This is a genomic window from Peribacillus sp. 05N428 (assembly GCF_056397085.1).
Window position 1 is genome coordinate 66,897 of sequence record NZ_JBFTMS010000005.1, and the last position, 14,571, is coordinate 81,467.

General features: G+C 38.7%; 12 protein-coding genes. 9 read left to right on the plus strand and 3 right to left on the minus strand.

Going from position 1 to position 14,571, the window contains the following annotated elements:
• Positions 1–225 precede the first annotated feature (225 nt).
• The 4 genes from AC1DIV_RS06815 (at position 226) to AC1DIV_RS06830 (ending at position 6,105) form a co-directional block, all read left to right on the plus strand.
• Complete coding sequence (locus AC1DIV_RS06815) at positions 226–1,221, plus strand: cation diffusion facilitator family transporter (protein ID WP_477576048.1); 996 nt, start codon at positions 226–228, stop codon at positions 1,219–1,221.
• Between the two features lie 158 nt (positions 1,222–1,379).
• The gene (locus AC1DIV_RS06820) at positions 1,380–2,123 is read left to right on the plus strand and encodes a Cof-type HAD-IIB family hydrolase (RefSeq protein WP_340876564.1); all 744 of its coding nucleotides are present in this window, start codon (positions 1,380–1,382) and stop codon (positions 2,121–2,123) included.
• Between the two features lie 172 nt (positions 2,124–2,295).
• Complete coding sequence (locus tag AC1DIV_RS06825; RefSeq protein ID WP_054395689.1) at positions 2,296–3,294, plus strand: NAD(P)H-dependent flavin oxidoreductase; 999 nt, start codon at positions 2,296–2,298, stop codon at positions 3,292–3,294.
• Positions 3,295–3,708: 414 nt separating this feature from the next.
• Positions 3,709–6,105, plus strand: coding sequence for a YhgE/Pip family protein (locus AC1DIV_RS06830; RefSeq protein ID WP_477576050.1), 2,397 nt, complete (start codon positions 3,709–3,711; stop codon positions 6,103–6,105).
• A gap of 521 nt (positions 6,106–6,626) precedes the next feature.
• On the opposite strand, the gene AC1DIV_RS06835 is transcribed toward AC1DIV_RS06830, so the two are convergent.
• From AC1DIV_RS06835 to AC1DIV_RS06845, 3 genes are all read right to left on the minus strand, one after another.
• A complete protein-coding gene (locus AC1DIV_RS06835) occupies positions 6,627–7,226 on the minus strand; it encodes an exonuclease domain-containing protein (protein WP_251539903.1) in 600 nt (199 codons plus the stop codon).
• A 423-nt stretch (positions 7,227–7,649) separates the two neighbouring features.
• A complete protein-coding gene (locus AC1DIV_RS06840) occupies positions 7,650–8,531 on the minus strand; it encodes a helix-turn-helix domain-containing protein (RefSeq protein WP_340876562.1) in 882 nt (293 codons plus the stop codon).
• 287 nt (positions 8,532–8,818) lie between these two features.
• Positions 8,819–9,448: a CAP domain-containing protein gene (locus AC1DIV_RS06845; RefSeq protein ID WP_323597132.1), complete on the minus strand. Its 630-nt coding sequence runs from the start codon at positions 9,446–9,448 to the stop codon at positions 8,819–8,821.
• A gap of 336 nt (positions 9,449–9,784) precedes the next feature.
• On the opposite strand from AC1DIV_RS06845, the gene AC1DIV_RS06850 reads away from it, so the two are divergent.
• The 5 genes from AC1DIV_RS06850 to AC1DIV_RS06870 all read left to right on the plus strand — a co-directional run bounded on the left by AC1DIV_RS06850 (position 9,785) and on the right by AC1DIV_RS06870 (position 14,538).
• Positions 9,785–10,105 carry an FAD-dependent oxidoreductase gene (locus tag AC1DIV_RS06850; RefSeq protein ID WP_477576051.1) on the plus strand — a complete coding sequence of 107 codons (321 nt, stop codon included), beginning with the start codon at positions 9,785–9,787 and terminating at the stop codon, positions 10,103–10,105.
• A gap of 193 nt (positions 10,106–10,298) precedes the next feature.
• Positions 10,299–10,985 carry an NAD(P)/FAD-dependent oxidoreductase gene (locus tag AC1DIV_RS06855; RefSeq protein ID WP_477576125.1) on the plus strand — a complete coding sequence of 229 codons (687 nt, stop codon included), beginning with the start codon at positions 10,299–10,301 and terminating at the stop codon, positions 10,983–10,985.
• Between the two features lie 64 nt (positions 10,986–11,049).
• On the plus strand, positions 11,050–11,628 hold the full coding sequence (locus tag AC1DIV_RS06860) for a GNAT family N-acetyltransferase (protein ID WP_048679424.1): 579 nt from the start codon (positions 11,050–11,052) through the stop codon (positions 11,626–11,628).
• A gap of 155 nt (positions 11,629–11,783) precedes the next feature.
• The gene (locus AC1DIV_RS06865; RefSeq protein ID WP_477576053.1) at positions 11,784–12,218 is read left to right on the plus strand and encodes a DMT family transporter; all 435 of its coding nucleotides are present in this window, start codon (positions 11,784–11,786) and stop codon (positions 12,216–12,218) included.
• Between the two features lie 685 nt (positions 12,219–12,903).
• On the plus strand, positions 12,904–14,538 hold the full coding sequence (locus AC1DIV_RS06870) for a peptide ABC transporter substrate-binding protein (RefSeq protein ID WP_230175882.1): 1,635 nt from the start codon (positions 12,904–12,906) through the stop codon (positions 14,536–14,538).
• Positions 14,539–14,571 lie beyond the last annotated feature (33 nt).

Below are 14,571 nucleotides of genomic sequence, written 5' to 3' on the forward strand. Positions count from 1 at the left end.
TTACTCCTTTTTTTTGCCGTATTCAGGCATCTAAAGAAATGAATGATTACCTGAACTTATTAGAATAGATGCGTCCACCACTGGAATATATTCGTTTGTGGGAGATACAACTTATAACCTTTCTCCAATCGTATTGGTTTTGGGTTTGTGGTTTCATATTTTCCAGTGTTGGGGATAATACAGTATGATCATGCATTTATAAAAAAGATAAGGGGGGATTTTTATATGAAAGAATTATTTCGATTATTGAAACAAGGTAATAAATCGGCGTTCATTGCTGCCTGTGTGAATAGTATCATCGCAGTGCTAAAGGGGATTGCCTATTTCATGACAGGAAATGTCGCTATGTTCGCAGAAACTTTACATACTTTGGGCGATGCTGCGAATCAGTTTTTCGTCTTCATTGGTTCCGCACTAAGTAAAAAGTCACCAACTGATCGATTCCCTGATGGTTTTGGACGTTTGGTTAACCTTGTATTACTAGGGGCAGTATTGGTTGTCGGGATCATGTCTTATGAAACGATTAAAGAAGGGTTCCATCACATTTTACACCCTGCAGAATCAACTGGTATCCTTATTAACTTGTCCGTCCTTTCGTTAGCGGTTGTGTTGGAATCATATGTATTATTTAAAGCGATGAAAGAAGTGGTCCATGAGACTGGCATCGAAGCTAAAGGGGCAGCCGTCATATTCAAGAGCTTTTCTGGTTTAAGAAGGGCAAAACCAGCGACGAAATTAGTATTTATGGAAGATATGGTTGCGACCGGTGGCGGCGTACTTGCGATAATTGCCATTTTATTAGCAAACTTCACGCCTTTTATCCAGGCGGAAGGAGTTGCTTCCGTCATGATCGGTCTTGGTATGTTCTATGTGGTTGGAAGGGTTTTTCTTGACAATGCTGCAGGTGCTCTTGGGGAAGCCGATATTGAAATGCGGCAAAAAATTGGAACGATGGTCATGGATGATGCAGACGTAAGGGATATACAGAAACTGGCCGTAATAAAAGAAGGGGAAGACTTTCATGTTGAACTTGAAGTTGAACTGGATCCCCATATTTCAATCGCACAGGCGGACGACATTAAAGATCGGCTGTTTAATCAGATATTAAAGGAAAGAGGGGTAACGGATGTCATTATAGAATTTGATGAAAATGATGGTATCCCAAAATGGGAAGGTCAGATAAAAAAAGAACTGAATGAAATGAAAAAAGACAGCAAGTAGAAATATTGACAGAATACTAAGTGTCATGATCAGGTGATTATAAATCATGACACTAATGATAATGCCTGTTCAATTCATCACGTACTTTCCTTGGGTATGCATTATAAGCTATCATGGACTTAGTTACATAAAGAAGGTTTATGGAAGGGTGAATAAGAATGGAGAAACAAAATATTAAGCTAGTTGCACTTGATATGGATGGCACGCTTCTCAATAAGGCTGGAGAGATATCTGAAGAAAATCGGAGAGCGATAAAAGAAGCCGAAAATCAAGGGGTTTTTGTGGTATTGAGCACAGGAAGATCCTATGCGACGTGCAGTGATTTTGCAAAGTCAATGGAACTCCAATCATACCTCATTACAGTAAACGGAAGCGAAATTTACGATAACCAAGGAAAACTGGTTGAAAGGAATATCGTCGATAGTGAATCCATACAATGGATGTGGGAATTAAGCCAAAAACATGGTACACATTTTTGGGCCATTAGCTGCGATAATATTTACAGGGCTGAAATGCCTGAAAAAATCCATGATTCGCAATGGCTTAAATTCGGTTTTGATACAAATGATGAAAGCATCCGCCAAATCATCATGGATGAACTGGTATCAAAAGGAACCTTTGAAATAAGCAATTCAAGCCCAACGAATATTGAAGTGAATGCCATGGGCGTCAATAAAGCGAAAGCGATAAAGCTCGTATGTTCATTGCTCGACATTACCATGGAAAATGTAATGGCAGTGGGTGACAGCCTAAATGACCTTGCGATGATTTCTGAAGCAAAAGTGGGCGTGGCAATGGGAAATGCCCAAGAAATTGTGAAAGAAAAAGCAGAATGGATTACAGCGACAAACGAAGAAGATGGAGTAGCTAAGGCCATTCGGAAATGGGTGCTTTCAAATTGAATCGAAACTGTATATGGGACGTATTCCATATACAGTTTTTTTATTTAAATGGCGCTGCATGACAATTAAATTTTAGCTGCTGAATTAATTTCTTGAAAATTGTGTCTTTTAGAAGTATGATAATCTTGTAGTGTTATATTTTGGTAATATATTAATAATGGGAGGTATAAGGATGACAAGTAGTTTGCCTGAACAGTGGTGGAATCAATTAACTTTACCAGTTATCTCAGCACCTATGTTTTTAATATCCGGTCCTGAGTTAGTGAAAGAATGCTGTTTGAATGGGGTGATCGGCTCTTTTCCAGCACCGAATGCGCGGCCGATAGAGGTACTGGATCAATGGATGGGTGACATAAACGATACATTGTTTGCAGCAAAGGATAAAGAACCAGGCTCAAAGATAGCCCCATGGGCAATGAATATGGTTGTTCACCGTACATATAGCCGGCTTGAAGAAGAGTTGGAGTTGGTCAAAAAGCATCAGCCTCCCATCGTCATTACATCATTAGGTTCACCAAAACATGTGGTGGATGTCGTACATAGCTATGGCGGGTTGGTCTTTTCGGATGTCAGCTCTGTGGATTTTGCAAAGAAAGCTGCGGAATCAGGTGTGGACGGATTGATCTTGGTTGCTGCGGGAGCAGGCGGTCATGCTGGTGACATAAATAGCTTTGCTTTCGTGGACAGCGTTAGGACATTCTGGGACGGAATCATTTTGCTCGCCGGATCGATCAGTACTGGTCACAGTATTTTGGCAGCTCAGGCGGCAGGAGCGGATCTTGCATATATGGGTACACGTTTTATCGTGGCGAAAGAGAGCAGGGCAAATGATGAATATCGTGAAATGCTTGTCGATTCTGACCATGATGACATCATCTTGACTGATGCATTTTCAGGCGTTAATTGTAATATGCTTAAACCGAGCATAAGGAAGGAAGGATTGGACCCAGAACAATTAGCCAAAAAAGAAAAAGTCGATTTTGACAGCATGTCCAAATCGTCTGAATCTAAAGCGTGGCGTGATATTTGGTCAGCGGGTCATGGTGTGGGGGCGATTAAAAAAATAGATACCGCTGCAGGCATCATAAAACAATTAGAAAAAGAGTATCAGGAGTCCTTGAATAAATTGACCGGGCAGGCGGAAAAATTAAAAGGAATTATATCGAAATGATATGAAAGCGCTTTATTTAATTATGCTAATATAGCTAATAAAAAGGGTATCCATTATGGGTACCCTTTTTTGCCATGTAATATCAGAGCTAATTCATAATAAAGTATTTTCAGCTTAAAAGGCAATCTAAATGGATTTAAAGATAAAAGCAGCAGTATATATAGAAAGTATCGCTGTGAAAAAATATTGATAAAAAGATGGATAAATGTTATATTATTTTCGTGATAATGACCAAATGAACAATTTAGTCATATATTATTAATTGTTTAAAAAGTAATATATATTTAGGTGAAGATGAAGAATTTTAAATTTACATTGCAGAAGCATATGACTTAATTTTGTATTCTTTCATCCGTTTTCACCGAGATAGATTAAATAAACGGCATATTCGTCGTATAGGAGGGCTTGGTAGGCGTGTTAAAATCTTTAAAGGGTGAATTTTTAGCCATAATAAAACATCCTATGATACTAATTTCCATAATAGGGATCATACTGATTCCTTTATTATATAGCGGCACATTCCTTTGGGCATTTTGGGATCCATATGGTAAGGTGGATCAATTGCCTGTAGCCATTGTCAATTTGGATGAGGGTGCGGAGTTCAATGAAACGGAACTTACAATAGGAAAAGATTTAGTCAAGGAGTTAAAGGAAAAGAAGGATTTCGATTGGCATTTCGTCAGTCAAAAAGAAGCCAATGAAGGCCTGGAAAATCAAGATTATTACATGAAAATAGAAATTCCGAAAAACTTTTCGAAGAATGCAACGACCTTGCAGGAGGACAATCCGAAAAAACTTGATTTAATTTATACGTCCAATGAAGGGTTCAATTATATATCCACTAAAATAGGTGATGCAGCTTCGGAGAGAATCAAAGGGGAGGTTTCGTCGGCGGTTACGAAAACCTATGCGGAGTCAATGTTCGATAATTTGAACGAAGTGGCTGACGGACTCAAAAGTGCCAGTGATGGAGCTGGAGAATTGAAAGACGGAACAGATACAGTGAAAAACGGCTCCAGTGAACTTGGTGAAGGGATTATCTCAGCTAAAGAAGGTTCCAAAAAAGTGGATGAAGGAATTGACTCCCTTCATTCAGGTTCTGTCGAAATCCATGAAAACCTGGAAAAATTAGCTGAAAAATCATTGACCTTTTCGAATGGGGTCGGTTCGGCAGCTGCAGGATCAAAGGAACTTAATCAAGGGTTACAACAGTTCAGCTCTGGTGTTGGGCAAATGAAAGATGGTCAATCCGAGCTTTTGCAAGGGGCAAAGAAATCTGAAGCGGGAACTGGTGAATTGGCCTCTGGATTGCAGCAGTCATTAGAGGGCTTCAATCAGATAGATGAAAAGCTGCCCGCTTTGACTGAGGGAGCAAATGGTGTAGCGGCTGGTGCCGCCCAGCTTTCAGGTTCATTGTCTGAATGGAGTGCAGCATCGAACGAAGCAAAAGCGGGGGCATCTGAAGTTTCGGCAGGTTTGGATGAGGTTATTTCCGGATTGGAACAACAATCTGAAGCTACGGATGATCCTGCAGAGAAAGCGCGTTTGGAGGGAGTGATTTCTTCTCTAACACGCATCAGTGAAGGTAGTAAAGGAGTATCTGAAGGAGTGGGAAAACTATCGGCCAGTGCAACCGAAATGGCTAAAGGCTCAAATAGCCTTAGTGATGGAGCCAATCAGTTAAGTGAAGGCACTAGTGCGTTAAGCGGCGGTTTCACGCAATTGAAGCAAGCTCAGGATAAACTCGCCAATGGGGCGAATGAACTGAAAAACGGTCAAGGTCAATTGGTGTCTGGTTTGACAACATTTGGCGAAAGTATCGATTCAGCGCAGAGTGGACTTGGACAATTAACGGAAGGCAGCAATAACTTGGTAAGCGGGCTTGATCAGCTTGAAGATGGCTCCAAGCAATTATCAAGTGGAACCTCACAGCTTTCCGAAGGTTCCAAAGGTCTGGTTACAGGAACGGATAGATTGAAGGAGGGGTCAAACAGCCTAACTAGCGGTATGGGAGAACTGGCGAATGGAGCCATTAAGTTACAAGATGGAATCGCCAAACTTTCAGATGGATCTGCAGAATTACATGACGAATTGAATGACGGGGCAAATGAAGCAGGCAAGATCAAATCCAATGAAGAAGTTTATGACATGTTTGCAAGCCCAGTTAAAGTAGATAAATTACCAATTAATAATGTACCGAACTATGGCACTAGTTTTGCACCGTATTTAATTTCATTAAGTTTATTTATCGGGGCTATCGTTCTGACGATCATTTTCCCGTTAAGAGATCCTGCTGTTATACCTGCGAGTGGATTTAGCTGGTTTATTAGTAAATACAGCGTCATGGCACTCATAGGAATCTGTCAAGCCATATTGGTGGACTCGATTTTAATTTTGGGCCTTGGAATCAATGTTACGAGCCTGCCGCTGTTTTTTGCAGTAAGCATTCTTGCTAGCTGCACATTCATGGCAATCATCCAGTTCCTGGGTTCAGCCTTTGACAATCCAGGCCGGTTCATAGCATTATTGATTTTGATTCTCCAACTGACCAGCAGTGGCGGGACATTCCCCAATGAATTAGTACCTGGTTTCTTGCAAGGATTCACACCGTTCCTGCCGATGACTTATTCCATTAATGCTTTTCGTGCTGTCATCTCAACAGGAGATTATAGCTTCATGCGGCATAATCTTGCCATATTGGCGATATTCCTCGTTACGGCATTAATCTTATCACTTCTTTACTTTATTTATCGGTATAAGAAAATGAACGGCACATTGAATGAAAATCAGGAAGAAGCAACTGTACAATGATCAAAAAAACAGCGACCCATCTGGGTCGCTGTTTCAGACTGTAGACAAATTCGAGGAAAGTGAGTTTGTTTACAGTATTTTATGGGTGTACAATTTAGACGTTGATTTCCGCTTCGGGCACTCGCTTTCCGCGGGCGGTCCGCCCTCGGCGCCTTTACGCCTGCGGGGTCTCCCCTAGACGCGCTTTTTCCGCAGGAGTCTCGCACCCTCCGCTCCAATCAACTTTGTTTTAACTTTTAGATAGAACCCTTTGCCTAAAGTCTTTATTTTTTTGAAATATAATTTTAAAAGCTGAGGTGATGAGGATCCTTTCTAAACATATTTCAAAGGGGGTTCTGAATTTTTTAATTCCGAACCCCATTGTCTACAAACTGAAACAGGTACCCGTCATGAGTCGCTATTAAAAACCTGAATATATGTGCCAAGCGCTTCCTGTTCACAAGGAAAGGGAAAGATGTCAAAAAACGATTATAGTGACAAAACTATGGCGCAACCTGAGTGTAAAAGTATTTAAACAGCTTTTATACCCTTGTCTTTTGGGAAGCAGGTGCATATTTCTTCATTGGATTTTTTGCAATGACATCCTTTAAATAAGGATCACCAGAAGGACCTGGTTTTCTCATAAGCTCCATTAGGTAAGATATATCGTCCATGGCCCTGTGTGTTTGAAAATTAGTGATATTATGTGCCTGCAGTAATGTTAAGAGTTTACTATTCTCAAATCCATATTGCTTCCAAGGTACATTACGCATCGTACAGTACCACTTTTGATCATTGATTTCCGGATACATTTGGTAGAGAAAACTTCTATCGAAAGAAGCATTATGTGCGAAAATCGAATCGGTACGGTCAATGAAGGTTTTAATTTTTTCATCATGAAAACTCTTTCCTTCTACGGAGCTGTATGGAATTCCATGAATTCTGTATGCTTGATCATAATTCCTTCTTGCTCCATAGGAGAGAGGCTCCCTTAAAAATGATTCTTGATCAATAAGATTAATGATTTCCCCTGTTTCACTGCTGTATGTAAAGAGTATAAGGGCAAGCTCGATAATTTCATCTGAAGAGGGACGTAAACCAGTTGTTTCTACGTCCAGTACTAAACCTAATCTATTAGTCAATTTTTTTCCTCCAGTTGGGTTACATTCTTCTATTATAGCTGACATAGAATGGCTATTGAAAGCATTATGATCGTTTTAAAGGATTTGAAATATTGAAGGTAAGGGTGAACTAACGAAACTAAAAAAAGATAGAGATTTTTAAGCAATCTCTAACTTAGACAGTAGACAAACTTGATGAAAATCGAATTTGTCTACTGTTTTTTTGCTTATACAGATTTGGACGTTAATTTCCACTTCAGGCACTCGCTTTCCACGGGCGGTCCGCCCTCGGCGCACTTGCGCCTGTGTCGTCTCCCTTGGACTGCTATTCCCGCAGGAGTCTCGCACACCCGCTCCAATCAACTATGTTTAAAAATTTAGATAGAACTCCTTTTGTCTACTGAGATAGAGATTATAAGCAATCTCTATCTTTTTTATCCATGTTCATATGCAGTGCAAAATGTTTTGCAATTCATGTTCGGCAATTTGTACGAATTCTTCGTTTTTTTGAAGACTGAAAATGTTTTTGGATTGCTTTATATAGTGCAGTCCTTCTTCAGGTTGTTTCAGCTGAACCAGATTCTTACCAGTTAAAAGATGGAGTTCCGCATATAAATATAATGATTCTATCGAATTACAAATGTTGATCCCTTTAAGAGTATAATTTAATGATTCCTGATAATAATGGAGTTCAGTCAATGTTTGTGCTAATCCATGAATGATCTTCACGATAATGGTACCTTCCTGATTCACATGGGGAATATTCTCGATAAATTCCAGTGCTTCATTGAAGATGGTGATGGCCTCTTCATAATTTTTCGTTTTAAAATGGATGATCCCGATACTATTTAAAACTTCTATTTCCTGTTGATGAAGAATGACCCGTTTACCCATGGTAATCTGCATGGCCTCATTCAACAATTCTATAGCCTTTTGTTTGTCATTGTACAAATGAAAAAAAGAGATACCTTCATGCCATTTTAAGAATTGATAAAATGATATCGATTTTTCCGGTGCAGTTGCCATTTCTTTTTGGACGATTTCATAAATTGCTTCATAATTACGTGTCCGTTTGTATTTGTTAATCAAAAGTTTAATGGTTTCTATGTAATTATAAATCGGTTCATTTTTAGTAGTGAAGAAATACGGCAGATCAACTTTAAGTTTATCCGCAAAAAGTGCCAATTCATCAATGGTTGGAGAAGTGATGCTTCTTTCATAATCTGTCAGGGCATTAGGTTCACATATATCCTTAGCCAGTTCTTCTCTTGTAAGATTTTGTTTTATTCGTAATTCGTTGATAACAGAGCCAACCTCTATTTTCATTACAATTGCCCCTTTGTACCTATATCTAGAATTCTATTTTAACATAATTTAATTTTTATCAGTAAGATAATTGAAAGATAGTATGATATAACTACTTTACGTGTATTCCTTGAATACCATCCAACTAAAAAATAACGAAGAACGTTTTCTTATTGAAGCGATCAAACTGAAATTACGTCTTTTCTATATAAAGTGAGAAAGGTATATAATCATTGATAATAGCAATCATGAGACTTGGAATATAAGAATAAATAAAAAGAGGCGGCAATCTGCCGCCTCTAAAGCTTTTAATTTCCAATGAATTGTTGGGTCCAATAGTGGGCGTATTTCCCTCCAGTTACATGCCCGATTCCAATGTGCGTATAGTTTTTGTTAAGGATATTCGCCTTATGTCCGGGGCTGTTCATCCATGATTTCATGACAGCATCCGCACTAGGTTGACCTGCTGCGATATTTTCCCCAGCGTACTCGTAACTGATTCCAAAGGATTTCATCATATCAAAAGGCGATCCATAACTGGGGCTTGTATGATTGAAATAATTATTATCACGCATATCTTCAGATTTTAGAATGGCTACGTTGGAAATGGCTGTATCCATTTTAAGTGAAGGGAGGCCCGATTTTGCACGTTCTTCATTAACTAAACTAAGGACCTGCTGTTCAACTGATTGACTTTCTTTGCGATTAACCGTGGTATTGGATGATTCGGGAAGATTTATGGTTTGTCCGATTCGAATTTGATTTGCATCGTTTATAGCAGAGTTCGATTTAAGTAATTCGTCAATGCTGACACCATATTCAGAAGCGATTTTCGTTAAGGTATCTCCTTCTGCCACCTCGTAAGTATTGGCTCCCAAAGCGACTTTTGGAGATAGAAGTGATAGTGACAGTGCGGATAAAAGGATGATTTTCTTCATTTTAATTCCTCCTAGTAGAATATCTGGATTGGAAGTATAGTATCCTATAAAAATAGTTTTGTGTAAAATTAGCTCATTCCATTCTTTATAGGACTAGGAAAAAGGGATAGTATGAGAATATACATAATACAGGTACATATGACTTGGCAGATTATATGGTAAATCCAAATCATAGGTCTATTTGATAAATTGGAATGATGGATTTCTGGAAAAAAAGAATCATTTTACGTTTGCAGGCCATGTTTGTCAGGGGAAATAATAAGTGCATCAAAACGATATAGTTATATGGAACTAAAAAGGATGAAACTAATTAATTATCCCAAGAGTGGAGCTTGTATGGATTTAAAGGCAGGGAAAGTGTTTTGGAAAGATACATTTGAAGCGAGAAAATATCCCATGTTGGAGGAAGAACTTTCATGTGATGTTTGTATAGTAGGGAGCGGTTCATCAGGGGCACACTTTTCCTATTTTTTGGCAGAGACTGGTCTGAATGTCGTCCTGATCGATAAACGGGATATAAGTGAAGGAAGTACGGTTGCGTATACTGGACTTTTACAGTTTTCAAATGATAAAACTTTAACTTCCCTCATTCATAGTTTTGGAGAAGAAGCTGGGACACCATTCGGACACTTGAGAAAGAGGTCGTTCCAAGTTTAAAGGAAAATCCGGATTTTAAAATTAGAAAAAGCTTGTACTATGCACCCAATCCCATGCACGTTTCTAAGCTTAAAGAAGAATATAGGAATCTTAAAACCCGCAATTTCCCTGTTGAATATTATACAGAAAAAGAGATTAACCGAAAATTTTCGTTTCCGAAAGCAGGAGCGCTGGTCCAGATAATGATGCTGAAATCAATCCTTATAAACATGCACATTTATTGATTGAAAAGGCTTTTTCGAGAGGCGTAAGTGTCTATGCAACAACAAAAATCAATGAAAAGATAGAGAATCAAACCCAGTTATTTACCGAAACGGGTCACACGGTACATGCACAGACGGTCATCTTGGCAATTGGTTATGAAGCCCAAGAAGAAGTGAAGGATAAAAATGCAGTGATTCTCAGTTCATATGCCATAGCAACAAATCAAATAGCCGATCAAGCTAAATGGCATGATAATATGATGATTTGGGAAACGGCACGGCCTTATTTATATGCAAGAAAAACTCCTGACAATCGAATTATCATTGGTGGCCTTGATGAATCGACCGGTTATCTGGAGAAAAGGGATTCAATGATTTTGAACAAAAGAGATAAATTAATAAAGCAGCTTTTCAATCTGTTTCCAGAATTAGAGAATCGGATCTGGGCTGATTATTATTGGGGAGCTTTTTTTGGTGAGAGCCAAGATGGTTTACCGACAATAGGAATGTATCCTGACCATCCTAATTGCTACTTCTTATTGGGTTATGGCGGGAATGGGACGGTTTACAGTGTCATCCTTTCCCAAATCATCAGGGATTTGATTACAAAGGGAGGACATGAGGACTCTGCATTGTACGTTAAGGAAAGGCATTTTTCAAAAAGTATTGTCCATTAAGACAGGTATCTCTTCATCATGAATAGAATTAAGTAGACAGCTGAATATACGGAGGGATTTTTCGATGTGGTTTAAGGAATTGGAAACAGAAAGGCTGCATTTAATCGAAATAGGTCACCATCATGCCGAGAGTCTGTTTGAAATCCTCTCTAAAGATGAAGTGACCCAATATGATGGGATAGAAAGTTTAACTCTAGTAGAAGATGCCCGCCGCTTAATCGACTCGTTTAAAAGTGCTTATATAAACAAACGAGGGATGCGCTGGGGAGTAATTCTAAAGGATTCAGGCAAATTCATCGGTACTGTTGGCCTGCATCAATTAAGCCTAGCCAACAAACGCGCCGAAATAGGATATGAAATCCATCCTGAATATTGGAGGAAACACTTTACGTCTGAAGCTGTCAACGAAGTATTGCGCTATTGCTTTGAAGAATTGAGACTAAACAGAATCGCCGCTTTAACTTTCAAGGATAATATTGCATCCAGAAACCTTCTGAAGAAATTTGGATTCAAAGAGGAAGGCAGCCTCAGAAGTTATCTATTTCTTCGTGATCAGTCGCATGATGCCCTGGTATTTTCCTTGTTGAATACGGAGTATTGCCAGTTAAGGCAACAAAGTGTTCAGGAATCATATAGATTTTAGTTTGGTATAGAAGATTGCAGCTGGCCCAAAGTGCCAGTTTTTTTATTTGCAGATGATTTTATATCAGTAAAGGACAATATACATATTTTTCATGTTAAAATGGTATGCGAATTCATTAATCAGTCCGGATGGACATAAAAAGGAGCAAAATCATTGTGAAGATATTATTTCCGTTGCTTGCGGTCCTGGGCGGAATCACCATTGCCATACAAGGACAAATCAATGGTGGATTAGGAAAAAAAGTGGGGGTCATTGAAGCTTCCTTCATTTCGTTTGGAATCGGGACTCTCGCTTTATTATTTATTGTTTTGTTTGCGGGAAATGGAAATATTTCTGCCATCGCGTCTGTACCCAAATGGCAATTAACAGGCGGACTGTTAGGGGCTATTTATGTCATTGTGATCGTATTGGTCGTGCCTCGGATTGGAGTGGCACCGGCATTGGTCGGGGTTATAGCAGGCCAGATAATTATTGGGGCAGTCATTGACCATTTCGGTTTATTTGGAGGCGTACGCATCCCATTGGACGCGAAAAAGGTGGTAGGAATTTGTTTACTTTTCGTGTCATTATATTTGTTTAATCATAAATGAAGAAGGGGCACTTTTCATTGAAACGACGGGTGCATATAGGGGAATATTTCTATTCTCCTATAGTTAATGCCTATTATTTGGAGATTGATTAAAGAGAACTAAATATTTTAACGAAGTAATGCATTATCCTGCTAAAATATTTTATTTGAGAGGGGATGGTTTGCTAGGAAAGTTGTCTTAGTAATCAACCTGATATGAATTATTAGAATATTTAGAAATAAATAGACAAGAGAACCTATATGAATACTGATTTAGAGGGGTTTGTAAAAACACCTGGAAGTCGGAAGTCCTTTTAGTTGATTATTTCTATTTACCTAGTATCTAGATCGAATTGATTAGCAATTAATTACTATATTGTGAAAAAGTACTCACCGGTTTATTGATTTTTTGATTTATTCGTAATATACTTAAAATTCAACATCTTTAATTCGAGGTATAGTATCCTTGGCGAGGTGAAAAAAAGGTGATTTTTTACCTAGTAAACTGCATTAATTGCTATTTTTAGGTAGAAATTAAGATTTATGCAAACGGTTCGCTAATTGATTTGGGTGAATTTCTGCAATGAATGCTTCTACTTTTCCTCGCAATCATTATATGTACTATACGGAAGATTAATAGGTGTTAGAAGGATAATCTCTTAAATGGGAATATCCTAAGAAAGATTAAAGATGAGGGGGAATATTTTTTGAAAAAGTCTAAATTTTCAGTGCTTGCTCTTCTTATGGCCATCATGCTTATGCTTGCGGCATGCAATGGCGGTTCGAAGGAAACTTCGAATGAAAAAGAAGGAGGCTCGGGTGACTCATCCGGATCAAAAGTATTAAACGTAAACAATTCGAGTGAACCTGGTTCGCTTCACCCTGCAAATGCTCAAGGTACTCATGAATCTTGGATCCTTGAACATACGTTCGAGGGGCTGACAAAGAAAACAGAGGAAGGCAAAATCGTCCCTGGTTCTGCAGAATCATGGGAAATCAGTGAAGATGGATTAACTTGGACATTCAAATTGAAAGATGGTTTGAAATGGTCAAATGGAGATCCGCTTACAGCCAATGATTTCGAATACGCTTGGAAATATGCTTTGAAACCGGAAACGGCTGCAGATTATGCTTACCAACTTTATTATCTTAAAGGCGGGGAAGCATACAACAGTAAGAAAGGGAAGGAAGAGGATGTAGGGGTTAAAGCGACAGACGAACATACATTGGTCGTTACTTTGGAACAGCCTACACCATATTTCCTTGACTTGACATCTTTCTATACTTTCTATCCAATCAATAAAAAGGTACAGGAAGAAAATCCAAAATGGGCTTTGGATGCAAAAACTCACGTTTCAAACGGGCCGTTCAAATTAACGGAATGGAAACATAAAGAAAGCCTGAAAATCGAAAAGAATGAAAATTACTACGATAAAGATAAAATCAAATTGGATGCGGTTAACTTTGCTCTAATTGAAGATGAAAATACAGCATGGCAAATGTATCAGAGTGGCGAATTGGACCTCGCTTATCCACTGCCAGTGGATATTCAAGGTCAAATGGTCAATTCTGATGATAAAGAATTCAAAATGGGCAAAGAACTTGCCGTTTACTATTACAACTTTAATACAGAAGTGAAACCTTTCAATAATGCTAAAGTAAGGAAAGCGCTTTCAATGGCTATCGAGCGTCAAAAAATCACCGAAAATGTTGCTCAAGGCGGACAAAAGCCTGCTTTCGGCGTAGTCCCTCCGGGTATTCCTGATGCATCTGGAGATTTCCAGGAAAATACAGGTAACCTATTTAAGGAAGATGTTACCGAAGCTAAGAAATTGTTAAAAGAAGGACTTGCTGAAGAAGGCATGAAAGAATTACCTGAGTTTTCAATTTTGTATAACACTTTAGATTCACACAAGAAAATTGCTGAAGCGGTTCAAGGAATGTGGCGTGATAACCTGGGTGTTGAAGTGACACTTGAAAATGCAGAATTCCAAGTTAAGCTTGACCGTGAAAAAGCTGGTGATTTTGAAATTTCCCGTGCAGGATGGGTTGGTGACTATGTTGACCCGATGACATTCATGCTTTGGGAAACGGACGGCGCCTATAATGATGCAGGTTGGTCAAACAAAGAATATGATAATTTATTAAAAGAAGCAAAATCTACAATGGATCCAAAAGAACGCATGGATGCTTTGCATAAAGCAGAGAAAGTCATGATTGACGAAATGCCGATCCTTCCGGTTTACTTCTATACAAAACCATATATGGTTAAATCGAATGTTACTGGAGTTTTTGCTCCAATTAACGCTTATCCGAACTTTATTTACGCGGATAAAAAATAATAGAAGGATAATAGTGAAATGGGAGGTATGTCC